Origin of the sequence: Streptomyces gottesmaniae (assembly GCF_031845845.1) — a bacterium.
Classification (GTDB): domain Bacteria; phylum Actinomycetota; class Actinomycetes; order Streptomycetales; family Streptomycetaceae; genus Streptomyces; species Streptomyces akebiae.
The window spans coordinates 1-14587 of record NZ_JAVRFJ010000021.1; the positions used below are offsets into that span (position 1 = coordinate 1).

14 protein-coding genes are annotated in these 14587 nt (G+C 72.7%); 5 read left to right on the plus strand and 9 right to left on the minus strand.

What is annotated here, in order from left to right; translation table 11 throughout:
• The first annotated feature begins 377 nt into the window (after positions 1 to 377).
• The gene (locus RM704_RS23400) at positions 378 to 1295 is read left to right on the plus strand and encodes a L,D-transpeptidase family protein (protein WP_192829566.1); all 918 of its coding nucleotides are present in this window, start codon (positions 378 to 380) and stop codon (positions 1293 to 1295) included.
• Between the two features lie 292 nt (positions 1296 to 1587).
• Here RM704_RS23400 and RM704_RS23405 read toward each other — a convergent pair whose 3' ends face one another.
• From RM704_RS23405 to RM704_RS23420, 4 genes are all read right to left on the minus strand, one after another.
• The gene (locus RM704_RS23405) at positions 1588 to 2871 is read right to left on the minus strand and encodes a hypothetical protein (RefSeq protein ID WP_078936938.1); all 1284 of its coding nucleotides are present in this window, start codon (positions 2869 to 2871) and stop codon (positions 1588 to 1590) included.
• Positions 2871 to 3557, minus strand: a complete 687-nt coding sequence (locus RM704_RS23410) for an RNA polymerase sigma factor (RefSeq protein ID WP_033525290.1) — start codon at positions 3555 to 3557, stop codon at positions 2871 to 2873. Before RM704_RS23410 ends, RM704_RS23405 begins: the two co-directional genes overlap by 1 nt.
• Positions 3558 to 3937: 380 nt before the next feature.
• A complete protein-coding gene (locus RM704_RS23415; RefSeq protein WP_052145821.1) occupies positions 3938 to 4954 on the minus strand; it encodes a hypothetical protein in 1017 nt (338 codons plus the stop codon).
• Positions 4951 to 5541, minus strand: coding sequence for an RNA polymerase sigma factor (locus RM704_RS23420; RefSeq protein WP_033525291.1), 591 nt, complete (start codon positions 5539 to 5541; stop codon positions 4951 to 4953). Before RM704_RS23420 ends, RM704_RS23415 begins: the two co-directional genes overlap by 4 nt.
• 409 nt (positions 5542 to 5950) lie before the next feature.
• On the opposite strand from RM704_RS23420, the gene RM704_RS23425 reads away from it, so the two are divergent.
• Positions 5951 to 7969, plus strand: coding sequence for an FG-GAP-like repeat-containing protein (locus RM704_RS23425; protein WP_311591153.1), 2019 nt, complete (start codon positions 5951 to 5953; stop codon positions 7967 to 7969).
• Between the two features lie 160 nt (positions 7970 to 8129).
• Here RM704_RS23425 and RM704_RS23430 read toward each other — a convergent pair whose 3' ends face one another.
• The 5 genes from RM704_RS23430 to RM704_RS23450 form a co-directional block, all read right to left on the minus strand.
• A complete protein-coding gene (locus RM704_RS23430) occupies positions 8130 to 8558 on the minus strand; it encodes a hypothetical protein (protein WP_033525292.1) in 429 nt (142 codons plus the stop codon).
• A 121-nt stretch (positions 8559 to 8679) separates the two neighbouring features.
• Positions 8680 to 9261, minus strand: coding sequence for a hypothetical protein (locus RM704_RS23435; RefSeq protein WP_033525293.1), 582 nt, complete (start codon positions 9259 to 9261; stop codon positions 8680 to 8682).
• Positions 9262 to 9358: 97 nt separating this feature from the next.
• Positions 9359 to 9904, minus strand: coding sequence for a hypothetical protein (locus RM704_RS23440; protein WP_033525294.1), 546 nt, complete (start codon positions 9902 to 9904; stop codon positions 9359 to 9361).
• Positions 9905 to 9996: 92 nt separating this feature from the next.
• A complete protein-coding gene (locus tag RM704_RS23445; protein WP_033525295.1) occupies positions 9997 to 10830 on the minus strand; it encodes a DUF4328 domain-containing protein in 834 nt (277 codons plus the stop codon).
• A gap of 154 nt (positions 10831 to 10984) precedes the next feature.
• Positions 10985 to 12580, minus strand: a complete 1596-nt coding sequence (locus RM704_RS23450) for a beta-N-acetylhexosaminidase (protein ID WP_033525376.1) — start codon at positions 12578 to 12580, stop codon at positions 10985 to 10987.
• A gap of 272 nt (positions 12581 to 12852) precedes the next feature.
• Between RM704_RS23450 and RM704_RS23455 the strand changes: the two genes are divergently transcribed.
• The 3 genes from RM704_RS23455 to RM704_RS23465 all read left to right on the plus strand — a co-directional run bounded on the left by RM704_RS23455 (position 12853) and on the right by RM704_RS23465 (position 14579).
• Positions 12853 to 13479 (plus strand): 2-oxo-4-hydroxy-4-carboxy-5-ureidoimidazoline decarboxylase, encoded by a 627-nt coding sequence (locus RM704_RS23455; protein ID WP_078936940.1) that lies wholly within the window; start codon positions 12853 to 12855, stop codon positions 13477 to 13479.
• Between the two features lie 222 nt (positions 13480 to 13701).
• On the plus strand, positions 13702 to 14082 hold the full coding sequence (sdhC, locus tag RM704_RS23460; RefSeq protein WP_078936941.1) for a succinate dehydrogenase, cytochrome b556 subunit: 381 nt from the start codon (positions 13702 to 13704) through the stop codon (positions 14080 to 14082).
• Between the two features lie 5 nt (positions 14083 to 14087).
• Positions 14088 to 14579 (plus strand): succinate dehydrogenase hydrophobic membrane anchor subunit, encoded by a 492-nt coding sequence (locus tag RM704_RS23465; RefSeq protein WP_033525297.1) that lies wholly within the window; start codon positions 14088 to 14090, stop codon positions 14577 to 14579.
• The last annotated feature ends 8 nt before the right edge of the window (positions 14580 to 14587 follow it).

Here is a 14587-nt window from a genome sequence, read left to right on the forward strand (position 1 = left end):
CGACCGGTACACCCCACGCGTGAAGGGATACCCCCCGGGCTCCCCCAGCCTCTCCGCCGGATCCCAGCCCTCCAACACCTCCGGCCCGTACACCGGCTCGATCGGCAGCCCGGACTCCGACTCGCGCGCCATGATGTCTGCCTCCGTCTTGCTCGTCGCTCGGATGCTCGCTTGCTCGCTTGCTCGCTTGCTCGCTTGCTACTCGTCGGTTTCAACGGCCTTCGCGACGGACTGTGACGGCGGCCGTTGGTCCGATGGAGTGCCCCTGGCCGGGACCTTGCTCACAACCATGCCCTTTTGTTCGCGACGGGTCACGTCCGGGCAACCTGTCCGGGAGAGCGACCGGATGCGGCGATCATGAGACGACGGGGACCCCGATGCGTATCAAGGACATGCGGAGATCGGTGGCCGCGATCGCGGCACTCGCCATGGCCGGCGCCTGCACGGCCCAGGGGATCGAGGTGCACGGCGGCCAGCGCCAGCCCGTTCGCGTCGACCGGAGCCCCACGCCCGACGGCACCCCGAAGCAGGACGACGGCGACCGACGCGACGGCGGGGACGAGGCCGCGGGCGGGAGCGCGAGCGACGGGAAAGGGGCGCCCGAGAAGGCACCGACGACCGCGCCCCCCTCCCCCACCCGCACGCCCACGCCCTCACCTCCTCCCCCGGTGCTCTGGTCCCAGGGCGACGAGGGCCTGGACGTACGCGAGTTGCAGGCACGGCTGCGGCAGATCGCCTGGCTGTTCGCGGGGCCCACGGGGACGTACGACGAGCTGACGGTCCGGGCGGTCAAGGGCTTCCAGGGCAAGCGGGGGCTGCCGCGGACGGGGAAGACGGACAGCGTGACCTGGGCACGGTTGCTGAACATGACACGGGAGCCCGGTAAGTGGGACCTCTACGCCTACGGCGGGCAGCCGGCCGCGTCACCCGACCCGCGCTGTATGACGGGCCGTGTGCTGTGCATCAGCAAGACGAGCCGCACGTTGCGCTGGATGGTGGACGGCCGGACGCTGACGACGGTCGAGGTGCGGTTCGGCTCGGAGTACACCCCGACCCGCGAGGGCGTCTTCAGCGTCTACTTCAAGTCCCGCGACCACTGGTCGACCCTGTACGACACCCCGATGCCGTACGCGATGTTCTTCAGCGGCGGCCAGGCCGTCCACTACTCCGCCGACTTCGCGGCCCGCGGGTACTACGGGTCCTCGCACGGCTGCGTCAACGTACGGGACGAGGCAGCGATCGCGCGGCTGTTCGGGCAGGTCAGGAACGGCGACAAGGTGGTCGTCTACTGGTGACGGACGAGGGACGCCGAGAGAAATTCGTGACGTGCGTCACATGAGGCATAGCGGGAGGGCGTCCGGCGCGTCAGGGGGAGTACGGGGTCACGGGGGACCACGGGGAATGGGGCGCGGGCGGGACCGGGGGAACGTGTCCCGCCCGCGCCAAGGTGCACGAGCCGTAGGTACGGGGGGAACCCCGGCTCAGTGCGACGGCCGATGACCAGTCGGCTCACTCATTACTGCGCCGGGACGGCCAAAAGTGTTACCCGTTCCGCGAAAGAATTCGTGACGGATGCGAAAGCGCAGGTCAGGAGGGGGTCACGCGAACAGCGAAGTCGATCCGCGCCGCCGTGGCGAGCTGACTCCGGTGGCCGTTGCCCCCGTTGCCCTTGCCGCTCTTGTTGCCCTTGTGGCTCTTGTTGTCCTTGTGGCCGTGGCCCTTGCCGCCCTCGCCGCCTTTGCCACCCTTGCCGTTCCCGGGGCGGTTCTTGCCGTCACCGCCGCCGGCGCCGTCTCCGTCGCCGCCCCTGCCGGGGTGGGAGTCGTCGTCCTCGTCGGGGTCGTTGCCCGAGCGCGTCCCGGTGTCACCGCCGGCCGGGCCGGTGGAGTCACCGGAGTCCGACGTACCGGACCCGCCGCCCTGCCCCGTCCCGGTGCCCGCGCCGGGCCGCCACTTCGTGCCGGGGTTGTCGGGGCCGCCGGCCAGGGCGGCCTCGCAGTACCGCTTCAGCTGCCCCTTGCCCTTGCCGCCCGCCGCGTCCTCCAGGTCACGCCGGCGGTCGGCACCCAGGTCCTTGCCGTCACGAACGTCGCGGCAGGCGGAGAGCACCTTGTTCCACCACTCCCGGGTGGTGTCGTTCTGCCCGGTGTCGCCGGCCCGCCCGTCCTCGTCGGTGCCCTTGGTGCCGTCACCGGAGGGGGCGTCGCCCTGTGCGGAGCCGTCCGGGGTCGCCTCGGGGCTCGTGTCACCCCACGCCCCACGTCGGCCGTCGCCGCCCTGCGCGTCCGGCGACGGCGACAGCAGCGGCCGGTCCGGCGACCGGCCGGCGGAGACGCTGGCGGAGGGTTCCGGCCGGTCGTCGCGGAACGCGGTCAACGCGCCGCCGCCGACCGCCACCGTGACCCCGCCGAGCATTCCGGCGGCCACGGCCGTGGCCAGCCCGAACCGCACCGGTCGGCCCCAACGGGCCCGGCGTCCGTCCGCACCGGCGGCCGGACGGCCGGGACGTCCGAGGTGGACGACTCCCGCGTCGGCGGCCGGCGGGGAGGCGGTGTGCGCACGGCCGCCACGACCGGGCTCCGCGGCCCGACCGTCGTCGGGCGCGAAGGCGGCGGGGACGGAGGAGGAGGGGGCGGAGTCGGGCGTGCGGGCTGTTCGCGCGCTGCGGAAAGCGGCCAACGCGGCTTCCTCGCCGGGGAGTTCGAAACTCCCCGAGGACACCGGAGCGACCTCGGCGGTCAGCGCGCCGAGCGCCTCGGCGAGCCGGGCGGCCCGGTCACGGGTGTCGGCGTCGACGGCTTCGAGCGGCTCCCCACGCAGCAGCCGCTCCGCGGCGTCGCGGTTGAGCCACTTGTACTGCTCGTCGGCCATCACACATCCTTCTGCGTCCGCGAACGCGTATGCGTCACACCGGCGGACGAAGCCGCGCGTGCACGCGGTGCTCTCGGCTGGGGTACGGCGTCCAGCGGATCGCCCGATTCCGGGTCGGCCTCGGCAGCCCTCTCCGGATTCTCCCCGATCAGTTCGGCGAGCCGCTTCAGACCCCGGTGCGCGGCCGTCCGTACGGCACCCGCGCGCTTGCCCAGGGTCTCGGCGGCGGTCTTCGCGTCGAGGCCGACCACGACCCGCAGAACCACCGCCTCCGCCTGGTCCTGCGGCAGCTGGGCGATGAGCGAGAGCGTGTGGCCGGTGGCCAGGGCCTCCATCGCCTCGCCGGCCGTGTCGGACTCGGCGGCCCTGCCGGTCAGCTCGGTCTCGTCGCCGCCTATCGCGGGCCTGCGGCCCCGCATCCGTATGTGGTCGAGGGCCCGGTTGCGGGCGATCCGCGCGGCCCAGCCGCGGAACCGGTCGGCGTCACCGCTGAACCGCTCCAGGTCACGGGCTATCTGGAGCCAGGACTCGGAGGTGACGTCCTCCGCGTCCGGATCACCGACCAGCGTCCGCACGTACCCGAGCAGCCGTGGGTGCACCGAGCGGTACACAGTCCGGAACGCGGTCTCGTCCCCGTCCTGTGCCGCAAGCACCGCGGCGGTCAGCTCCGCGTCGTCCCCCAGCACCCGCGCGCGCCCCTCTTTGCGCCTCAACCGGCGCCGCTCTCGCGGACCGGGTTCTCGCTGTCGTGGTCCTCAATGAATCGTGCGGTGCCGAGCCGTCGATGGTTGTGGTGGTCTTCCGCCATCCACGATCCGGCGCGAAAGGCACGTTACGGCCTGAAACCGTTGGCCGTCCATGTCCGTAGAACATGCAACTAACTCGTGATGCGGCGAGGTGTGACAGAAAACGCGGGCGCGGCGCTGTAGGTAGTACGGGTCGCCGCGCGGCCCGTGCCGCGCGACGGTCGGGGCCTCTCCTGTGGGGGGTGGCGGCCCCGACCGTTGCCATCGGCGGAGTCGGCCGGGTGTCTTGCGAGTACGGGGGTCTTGCGAGCACGCCGGCCTCACTTCGTTCCGCGGGCCTCCGGCCCCGAATCCGGGACGAGCCCCGGTGCATTCCGCGGCGCGGCCTGCGGGTCGGCCTCCGGAACTCCCTGTGGGTCGGTCTCCGGAACTCCCTGCGGAACGGCCTCCGGCGAGGTCCGTGGCGCGTTCTGCGGCGAGGTCTGCGGCACGTTCTGCGGGGCGCCGCCCTCGCTCTTGCCCTCGTCCCCGGCCGGCGGCTCCGGTCGATCGCCGCCGGACAGTCCCGGTCGGCCCGGCTCTTCCGGCACCTTCGAACCGGCCGGCCCGTTCGGCTCGTTCGGCCCGTTCGGCTCGTTCGTCCCTGCGGGCCGGGGCGACTGCTGTCGGCTGTCGCCGGTGGGCTTGCCGTCGTTGCGTCGGTCGGCCTCCCGGTCGGACGCGTCCGGGTTGCGGGACGCGCCGCCCTGCTCGGCCGGGGCGGAGGGGTCCGGTGTCGAGGGGAGGGTACGCGGGACGTCCGCGGGGCCCGGCCAGGAGGGGGCGTCGTCGGTGGGGCGGGCAGGCCGCTCCCGGTTTCCGTAGCCCCCGGGCTCCCGGTCCGCGCCCTTGTCGCCGTGTACGGCCGAGCCGATCGCCGCGAAGGCGACTCCGCCGAGGGTGAGGCTGGCCAGCAGGACGGCCAGGGTGGTGCGGATGGAGAGCTGGATACGGCGCCGGGCGTTCGGTCGCCAGTCGTCCCGCCGCCGGGTGCGCGCGATACGGCCCCCGCTCTCCCGCGCCGCCCGGAAAGCGGCCACGGCCCGCGCCTCGCCCACACTGTCGGCCGACGCGCCGCCCCGCACGGCGGCGGCGAGGAGCGAATCGACGGCGGGTGCGTCCCGGAACGCGGGGGGCGGGGTGTCGCGGAGCGCGGGCGGCTGTGGCACGGAGGCAGGGGACGTGTCGTCCCGCTCTCCGTTGTCAGGCCGGTCGCTCATGTCCTCCGGCTCCGTCCTGCCCGACGGCATCTCGCGCCCTTCCCTCTCCCCCTGCGTCCCGACGTCGCTCTCGGTCATCTCGACTCCCCCAGCGTCCGGGGGCCGTCATCCGTCACACCCTCGCTCCGCAGGAGCTGCGCGAGACGCTTCAGACCACGGTGGGTGGCGGTACGAACCGCGCCGGGACGCTTGCCGAGGACGCGGGCGGCGGCGGGGCCGTCGAGACCGACGACCACACGCAGCAGCACGGCCTCGGCCTGGTCACGGGGCAGCCGGGCGACGAGCGCGAGGGCCTGCTCGGTGGACAGGCTCTCCAGAGCCTGGTCCTGGGTGCTGTGCGCGCCCGGCAGTTCCAGCAGGTCGTTCTCCTGCGCGGTCGCCCGGGGTCTGACCCGCTGGCGCCGCAGATGGTCGAGGGCACGGTGCCGGGCGATGGTCGCGCTCCAGCCCCGGAAGCCCGCGCCGTCGCCCTTGAACCGTCCGAGGTCCCGCGCGATCTCCAGCCAGGCGTCCGAGGCGACGTCCTCCGCGTCGTCCCCGACGATGCCGCGCAGGTACCCCAGCAGCCCGGGCTGCACCAGCCGGTACGCCACCGCGAACGCGGCCTCGTCCCCGGCCTGGGCCCGCGCGACGGCCGCGCCCAGTTCCGCGTCGTACGCCTGCACGCGCCGAGGTTCCCCTCCCTGGCCCCAAACTGTCCGTGACAGTGCCAAGTCAGTGCCGGGATCGCCTTCCCGGGGGCCGTCCCGACCGCCGCCAAGCCCCTACGCTCATCTGCGCCGCGCCCTGCGGAAGTGTCACAGCGGCCGGGCGCACCCCCCGAGATCACCCGTAGGGTCACCGCACATCGACCGGAAACGGAAACTCCGGCCCCCTCCATGACATAGGCCGCACCCGCACCCCCCGATGTCGATGTGCGCGGACCCCTGTGCGCTGAATAGAAGGGTCACCCCTGTGCCGGGTGGCGTCTTCGTACACCGTTCTTCCAGGGGTGGGACATTGAGTCGCCGTAGGAGCCATGCGTCGGAGCCGCCGGCGCCGAAGCGGAGGGTCTGGCTGACACTGGGGGCCGTCGTGGCCGGTGGCGCGGGCCTGGTGTCGTACGCCGTGGTCGGGCCGGGCGCCGGCCCGGCCGCCGCCGACGACGTACCCACCGCCCGCCCTTCGGCTGTCACCCGTCCCCCGATCGTCAGCCGGGCGGCATGGGGCGCGGACGAGTCGACCGTGACGGGCACGGCCGAGTACATCGACCGGATCAGCGCGGTGTTCGTCCATGACACGGGCGGCACCGACGACTACAGCTGCGCCGAGTCCCCCGCCCTGATCCGCGCGCTCTTGGCGGACGACCTCCGGACGCCGGGCCGGGGCGACCTCGGCTACAACTTCGTCGTCGACAAGTGCGGCCGCATCTTCGAAGGCCGGGCGGGCGGCGCGGACCTGGCGGTGCGCGGCGCGCACACCCCCGGGTTCGACGGGGAGTCGACGGGCGTCGCGGTGCTCGGCGACTTCGACGAGGGCGGGCCGAGCCGGGCGGCCGTGGAGTCCGTGGCACGGCTGGCGGCGTGGAAGCTGGGCCAGTACGCGGGCGACCCCAAGGGCAAGGTGACGCTGACGGCGTCCGAGGACACCGGCGTGTACACAAGCGGCGAGTCGGCGGAGCTGGACGTGATATCCGGCGGCAGCGACGCGGCGTCCCTCACGTCCCCGGGCGCCGGCCTCTACGCCGAGCTTCCCGAGATACGCCGCTACGCCGCCTCCCCGGCCCGTGGTTCCGCGATACCGACCGCCGACTACACGGGCGACGGCGTGAGCGACCTGGTGGTGCCGACGCCCCGGACCGGCAGCGGCTGGATCACCCTGGTGCCGGGTGGTGCGAGCGGCCCCGTCCCGACGGCCGGGCTCCGGCTGAACCAGGCGAGCACGGGCGTGCCGGGCGCCGCCGAGTCCGGCGACCAGTGGGGCGCGGCGACCGCGTGGGGCGACGTCGACGGCGACGGGGACGCGGATCTCGTGGTGGGCGCGCCCGGCGAGGACGACACCACCGGGCACGCGGACCGGGGTGCGGTGACGATCCTCTACGGGCCGTCCTTCACCGACGGCGCCGACACCATGGCCCTCGGCGACGACTACGAGCCGGCCGGCGCGCGGTTCGGCGCGACCGTGGCGACCGGGGACTTCAACGCGGACGGCAGGGCGGACGTGTTCACCGCGGCCACCGGTACGGGTGGCAACTGGGCGGCCCGCTTCGGCGACGGCCACGAGGTCGCCGGGGACCTCACCACGGCGACCGGCTCCCTGGCCTACGCGGACGCCGCGACCGGCGACTTCAACCGGGACGGCTACGCCGACGTCGCCCTCAACTACCGTGACGCGTCCGGTATCGGCAGGATCGTCTGGTTCAAGGGCTCCCGGTCGCTGGGGCTGACGAAGGCCGCGACCCTCACCGTGAAGGGCGGCCGCGCCGTCGCGGCGGGCGACGTCGACGGCGACGGCTACGACGACCTCGTCGTCGGGCAGCCGTACGCCTCCGAGTCAGGCGGCGACGCGGGCGGCCAGGTGACGGTCGTCCCCGGTACGTCCACCGGCCTCGGCGCCACGGGGACGAGGACGGTCCACCAGGCCACGGCGGGTGTGGAGGGCGCCTCCGAGACCTCGGACGGCTTCGGTTCCTCGGTGTCCGTCGGCGATGTCGACGCGGACGGGTACGCCGACGTGCTCACCGGTGCCCCGGGCGAGGACATCACCCGCGCCGGGAAGAACCGGGGCAACGCGGGGTCGGTGTGGCTGCTGAAGGGGGCCGCCTCCGGGGTGAGCGGCGCGGGGTCGCTGGCGCTCTCGCAGGACGCGCCGGACGTCGGGGGATCCACCGAGGCGGAGGACAGGTTCGGGTCGGCGGTGTCGGGTGCGGATGTCACCGGGGACGGGTACGCCGATGTGGTGGTCGGGGTCGAGGGGGAGGATGCCGGGAACGGCACGGTGCTGTTCGTTCCGTCGGTGGGGGGTGTGCCGGTGACCTCTCGGTCCGCGTACTACGGGGTGACACAGTTGGGGGCGCCGGCGGGCGGCCGACTGGGGCAACTGCTGACGCCGTAGACCGGGTGCTTTTCGCCCCTGAGAGGCCGCAGGCCTTTCAGGGGCGCAGGCCTTTCAAGGCGCAGGCCTTTCAGAGCCGCGGGGAACTGCGCGAGAAGCCCCACCGGACCCGCACCCGAACACGACCCCCTCACCCGACCCCGCACCCGACCCCCCGGCCTCACCCCGAGGGCATCGCGTCGTGACACAGCAGGCGCAGGGATCCGTCGCCCGTGAAGCAGCGGCGGGCCTCGTCGAAGGGGTCCCAGTAGCGGCCGTCCCAGGTGCGCACCCAGTAGCCGCCGTCCGACTCGGTCCATTCGCCGCCGGCCCAGCGCGCGACGACCTCGCCGCCGTACGCCCCGAATCCCCGCAACGCGCCCTCCACGGCGGCGTACGGCGCACCCTCCCGGCGGATCTCCTCGATCATCCGGTCCACCCGCCACAGGCTCTGCGTGGAGTAGTCGAGGCGCACCCGCGCCCCTTCCCGCATCATCGCCACCGCGTCGGCGGCCCACCGAAGGGGCTTCGCCGCGCTGCCGGGCCGGTTCCCACGGCTCCCCGGTGCGGCTGGGGTACTGACCGGACTGAATGTCTGCTGAGCGCTCACACTCGGGTAAGCGCCCGTCCGGCACGAGACGTTTCGCGATTTTCGGCCTGTCCTCGACACCGGCGCAGGACCACCACACCCGGCCCCAGGACACCCACAGGACCCGCCAGGAAGACGGGGTTTACTCCTGCCGCGCCCCACGCGCGCGCCGCGACACGACCGCCCGCAGCACCCGCCGCCCCTCCGTGGCCACACCGAGGGCCTGCCGCAGTCCCGCGGCGCCGTGCTGGGCGAGCAGTTCCAACACCACGACCTGGCGGCGTAGTTCGGCGGCGACGAGATGGGACGCGCCCTCGGTACGGCCCTCCCGGCACGCCGTCACGGAGTCGGCGCCCCCGGCGTCCAGCGGGTCGAGCAGCTGATGGATCCGCAGCGCGGAGACGGAGCACACCTCCGCCCATTCCCGCAGCCCGTCACCGGACCGCTCCTCGGGAACCGCGTCGAGCATCCGACGCGCGAGCAGGACGATCTCCTCGCCACCGCTCCCGTCGGAGTCCGGTTCGGGGCGCGGTGGCGTCAGTTCGCCGCGTATCTTCGCGATGCTCTCCCCCCACCCCTCCCCTTCGTCCACCAGTCCCGCCCACAGTGGACGCAGGACCTCGTCGTCGCCTCCGAGAAGCGGTACGCAGCGGTCCAAACAAGCCAACCCGCCGGCCGCCAGACCACGTTCGTCGGCCTGGGCCAACAGCTCCACCAGGCTCATCGCGCCTCCCCAAGATCCCGCTCGTAGGTCCCGCTCGATCGCGCTCCGGTATACGGAGCCCGCACTTCCCCTTACTGCGTGCGACGACGCGGGAGTGTCACAGAGAGACGACCCCGAGCCGGTCGAGCAACCGGAAGAGAATGTTTTCAGCCAGGGGGTCCGCCGGTCCAGGCTCCGAGGTCAACACCTCGGCCAGGGACCGCTCGACGGCGGCCCTTCCCGCCTCCGCGGCCCAGGCGACGGCGCGTTCGGCGGCGTCGCCCGGTTCGAGGAAGTAGTCCTCGACGGTGAGCCCCTCCCCGTCCCCCAGATACGCGGCCATGGCGCGTCGCGCGAGACACGTCGTCCACGCCCCGCTCTCCGGCCCGGCGGCCTCGACGACCACGCAGTCGCTGTCCATGACGTAGCCGAACAGCGCGGGCGCCCCCGTCTCCCGGGCGAGCGCGTGCATGTTGCCGACATCGCCGCTGCCGCCGGAGTCCCCGGCCGCCCCGGCTCCCGGCGCGCCCGTCGGGTACGCCCAGATCTGCCAGCCGTCGTCCGCCGTCGCGCACAGCGTCATGGCCCCGGCGCCGGCCAGCGCGTCCAGCTCCGCCAGCGGCCGCTCGCTCCTGCCCACGACGTAGTACCCCCAGTACCCCATACCGGGAATAGACCACAGCCGCACGGCGGTCCGCCTCCGGAATCGGGCAATCCGCACGGTTGCCCCGAGACCGTCCGAGAAGGGGTACGGAGTCAGAGGGCCGCGACGGGCTCCGGCTCACGCGGCCCGCTCCGCGCCTTGTCGTCCTGCATACGGGTGAGGGCGAGGACGAAGAAGACGGCGAACACCGCGGTGGGGATCTCGAAGGCGTCCGCGAACAGCACGCGCTCGGTGGCCGTCCGAAGCTCCTCGGCCGTCTCCGCCCGGCGCATGGCCAGGCCGCTCACCTGGCCGGCGACACCGCCGATGATCCACATCGTCCACCAGGCGTTGACGAGTGCGTGCGATCGCGGCTTCGTCGACGGGCTGCTGGCGTCCCAGCTGTCGAGGGCGATCCGGCGCGGGAACCAGAGGTTCACGATCGGCACGATCCAGCCCGCGATCGCCCAGCCGCGCTTCTTCCGATGCCCGAACGGTTCGAACACCTCGGCGTTGACCCGCACCCGGTGGAACCAGATCAGGAAGACGACGACGGTGGCGAGATAGGCGAGCAGCTGCGCGCTGCCGGTCAGGCCGACGAGCCGGTCGGCCCGGTCCGCGTCCGCCTCGACGGGCCACCCGTACTCGCCCTCGACCATCCTGCCCAGGACGTCGAGCATCACGAGATCCGCCCACACCGCGACCAGGTCGGTCACGATCACCACCCCGAGCAGGATCGCCACCGCCCGCCCCAGCCCCACCGGCGACCGCAGCCACGCGGGGCCGTGCGGGGACTGGATGGGCAGGTCCGTGTGGGTGGGGAGGCCCGGAGCCGGATGCTGCGCGACGGCTCGCGCGGGCGCCGGGTGCAGGTCCGCCGCCTCGCAACTCCGGCACAGCTCGCCGCCGGGTGCCGCCGCATAGGTCGCGCAGCGCGCACAGTTCATCGTGGAGCCCCCGTGTGATCGGAACAGGCCGAACGCGGTCCTCCCCAGACCCTCACGCTCGGCAATCGAACACGCGGAACATACGGTTCACCCGAGCCGTCCGTCCACCTGATTCCACGGCTCGACCCGGCCCGTGGGCTCCGGGCCCGGCGACTCAGCTCACCTTCCCCGCCAACTCCCGGAACTGCGTCCAGGTCAGGCCCGGCTTCCCCGGGTCCCACAGCTTCTGCGAGAGCGCCCGCAGCGGCATCCGGACGCCCGCCGCGACCTGCGCCTCGGTCTGCCGGTTCGCGAGATCGCACCAGACGGCGAAGGAGCCGCCGAGGATCTGGTCGTCGTACTGCGCGGGCACGGCGGTGGTGCCGCGCAGCACCCGCGGGGTCCAGGACTCGTAGATGCGCTGCCCGGTCGGGTAGACGAACTGGTTGGGCTCGCCGAGGACGTAGTACAGGTACTCGTCGTTGTAGTTGATCACCTGTCGCCCGGCGCTCAGGTACTCGATCGGCGGCCGGGCCCCGATCTCCTTGCCCGTCCAGTACGCGACCTGGATCGCCTTGTCCGCCTGGACCGAGCCGCCCCGGAAGAACCCGTCGTTCCAGGCCCGTACGGTCCGGTCGTGTCCACGCATCACCTTCGCGCGGTCGTTCAGCCAGCCGGTGGCGAGGTCGGCGACGGTCGCGCCGGGGCCGTACTTCTGGCGCGCGGCGGCGGCCAGCTGCGGATACGAGGCCTCGGGGTTCGAGGCCATCAGTGCCCGGTACTCGTCGGCGCCGAGGTGCCAGTACGCGCCGTCGAACAGGTCGGCGTACTCGTCGAGCAGTTCGTCCACGACCTCGGCGGACCGTGGATCGGAGATGTCGACGGCGCCGCTCGCGGCCACCCCCTGCGCGTTCTTCAGCTGGAGCCCCGGGTTGGCCGCGATCACGGCCCCGAGATGCCCCGGCGAGTCGATCTCGGGCACGACCTCGATGTGGCGGCTCTCCGCGAGGTCCAGGATCTTGCGCACCTGGGCCTTGGTGAGGTGCTGCCGGGAGACCACCTCGGGGTGGCTGGTGGACTCGATCCGGAAGCCCTGGTCGTCGGAGAAGTGCAGGCCCAGCTGGTTGTACTTCAGGTCGCCCAGCTCACGGATACGGTCCTCGATCCAGCCCGCCGTGAAGTGCTTGCGCGCGATGTCGAGCATGAACCCGCGCTGCGGCTTGGCCGGCTCGTCCCGGACGACGCCCTCCGGCGCCGTACCGCCGCCGCGCACCTCCTGCTTCAGGGTGCGCGTGCCGTAGAAGACCCCCGCCTCGGCGGGCGCGGCGATCCGCACCCGTCCGTCCTTCACGGTCAGCGTGTACGCCTCCGACCTCGGCGCGTCGGCTCCGGTGAGCGCCAGTTCCACGTCCCCGTCCCGGGGCCGCGCCTCTCCGGCGTACGCCAGCCCCAGTTCCCCGGCGGTCAGGCGCCCCTCGTCGGCCAGCGCCGCGTTCCGTACGACCACCCGGGCCCCGTCGGCGGGCTTCCAGCCCGGGCCGCGGGCGGCCTCGTGCTGCCTGACGGCGGGGACGGTCTGCGGCTTCTTCGACAGGGGGTAGGTGCGTGACGGCGAGGGGGACGCGGAGGGGGAGGTCCGGGCGGCGCTCACGGACGACCCCTCCGGCGACGGCCCGGAGCCGCTGGACGTCCGCCTCTCGTCACCGGGCCACACGGTCACGGCCACCGCGACCGCGCCGCCCGCCAGAACCGCTCCCGTGCCCAGGAGCAACCCTTTCGACGTGATCGCCGTCTTCCTGCGGGGTGCCCTGCGCCGGCCTCGGTTCACGACACGCCCCCGGTCCCCGTCCCGGTCCCGGTCCTTGTCCCGCTCACCGTCCACGACATCCCACACACCTCTCGCAGCGCTCTTCCCCCGGTCCCACTCCCGACTCTCCGCCGAGCTCCCTTCTCGAACCTACGACGTCCCACCGCCCGACCCGTCCACCACAGGTTCCGAAACTCTCCCGTTCGGGTGAATTTCGGGCATCGAACGGACAGCCCATGAACCGCCTCGATAACGTGGTGGCACCTTTCGCACAGCCTGCCCAACCGACCCCTACGCACCGCCGAGGACCCACGCTGCCTCCGCACCGTCTCCCCCACCTCCCCGGCCAGGTCGCCATACCGGAGCAGGCCCCCACTCCCGGCCCCTCGGCCCTGGAGCGGTTCAACCACGCCCCCGCCGAGGCCGCCCGGCAGGCCCTCCTCGCCTGCCTGCGCAGTCTCCGCTGGGCGCACCGCCTCACCGACCACCGCCCCTACCCCGACCTCGACGCCCTCCTCGCCGCCTCCGACGAGGCCGCGTACGACCTCACGGCGGCGGACCTGGCCGAAGCCCTGGCGGGCGAGACCCTCCCCGTCCTGCCCGACGACACCTACGGCGTCGCCCACACCGCCCTCAACGCCGCGCACGCCGCGTACGAGGCCCGCTTCGGCCACGTCTTCGTCATCGCCCTGGACACCGCCCACCCGGACGAACTCCTCGACCGCACCCTGGAGGGCATCCGCTCCCGCCTCTCGAACGACCCGGAGGAGGAGCGGGTGGTGGTCGCCGAGGAACTGCGCCGCCTGGCGAGAACCCGCCTGGTCGGCCGCCTGCGGTCCGCGGGCAGCTGCGCGGTGTCCTGAACCGCGGGCTCACTTCGGGACCGCGCGGATCTCACCCCTGCCGCGACCGGTACTCACCCTTACGTGCACCTTTGTATGCCAGTTTGATCACACCAACCCTCCCGGCTTAAGCCAAGCGCAACGACGTCGCTACCATGGCCGGGGCCGGTGGACCGTACCCGGCCGGGTCAGACCGACAAGCAAGCCGGCCGGCCCCAATCCCCGCTCCCGGAGGGTTCTTCCGTGCCGGCTGGAACGCTGTACCGCGGCCGGGAAGGAATGTGGTCCTGGGTGGCTCATCGAGTCACCGGCGTCCTCATCTTCTTCTTCCTGTTCGTACACGTGCTGGACACCGCTCTCGTCCGTGTCTCCCCCGACGCCTACGACAAGGTCGTGGCCACGTACAAGACGCCGATCGTCGCGCTGCTGGAGTACGGCCTCGTGGCCGCCATCCTCTTCCACGCGCTCAACGGTCTTCGGGTCATCGCCGTCGACTTCTGGTCCAACGGCCCCCGACACCAGAAGACGATGCTCTGGTCCGTCGTCGGCATCTGGCTCGTCCTGATGATCGGGGCCCTGTACCCCGTCCTCGGCCACGCCGCTCGTGAAGTCTTCGGGAGCTGAGACAGATGTCCGCCACTGAAACCACCGCATCCGGCATCGGCCCCGTCGAGGGCACCGGGGAACTGTCGGGCTACAGCCCCGACAACCCGGCCCCCCTCATCGAGCCGCCCCGTAAGCGCACCAAGAAGAGCCCGAAGTCGACCCGCGGCAACTTCGAGATGGCCGCGTGGCTCTTCATGCGCCTGTCCGGCATCGTCCTGGTCGTCCTGGTCATCGGCCACCTGCTGATCCAGCTCGTCCTCGACGGCGGCGTCTCCAAGATCGGCTTCGCGTTCGTCGCGGGCCGCTGGGCGTCCCCGTTCTGGCAGACCTGGGACCTGCTGATGCTGTGGCTCGCGATGCTGCACGGCGCCAACGGCCTGCGCACGGTCATCAACGACTACGCGGAGCGCCCGAACACGCGGCTGTGGCTCAAGGGCCTGCTCTACACCGCCACGGTGTTCACCATCCTGCTGGGCACGCTGGTGATCTTCACCTTCGACCCGAACATCCGCTAGGCACGGGG

Excerpts from the sequence above, each read along its gene's own strand:
- RM704_RS23400 (WP_192829566.1), top strand. The coding sequence starts at position 378 with ATGCGTATCAAGGACATGCGGAGATCGGTGGCCGCGATCGCGGCACTC.
- RM704_RS23405 (WP_078936938.1), bottom strand. The coding sequence starts at position 2,871 with ATGGCCGACGAGCAGTACAAGTGGCTCAACCGCGACGCCGCGGAGCGG.
- RM704_RS23415 (WP_052145821.1), bottom strand. The coding sequence starts at position 4,954 with ATGACCGAGAGCGACGTCGGGACGCAGGGGGAGAGGGAAGGGCGCGAG.
- RM704_RS23435 (WP_033525293.1), bottom strand. The coding sequence starts at position 9,261 with ATGAGCCTGGTGGAGCTGTTGGCCCAGGCCGACGAACGTGGTCTGGCG.
- RM704_RS23440 (WP_033525294.1), bottom strand. The coding sequence starts at position 9,904 with ATGGGGTACTGGGGGTACTACGTCGTGGGCAGGAGCGAGCGGCCGCTG.
- RM704_RS23445 (WP_033525295.1), bottom strand. The coding sequence starts at position 10,830 with ATGAACTGTGCGCGCTGCGCGACCTATGCGGCGGCACCCGGCGGCGAG.
- RM704_RS23455 (WP_078936940.1), top strand. The coding sequence starts at position 12,853 with ATGAACCGCCTCGATAACGTGGTGGCACCTTTCGCACAGCCTGCCCAA.
- RM704_RS23465 (WP_033525297.1), top strand. The coding sequence starts at position 14,088 with ATGTCCGCCACTGAAACCACCGCATCCGGCATCGGCCCCGTCGAGGGC.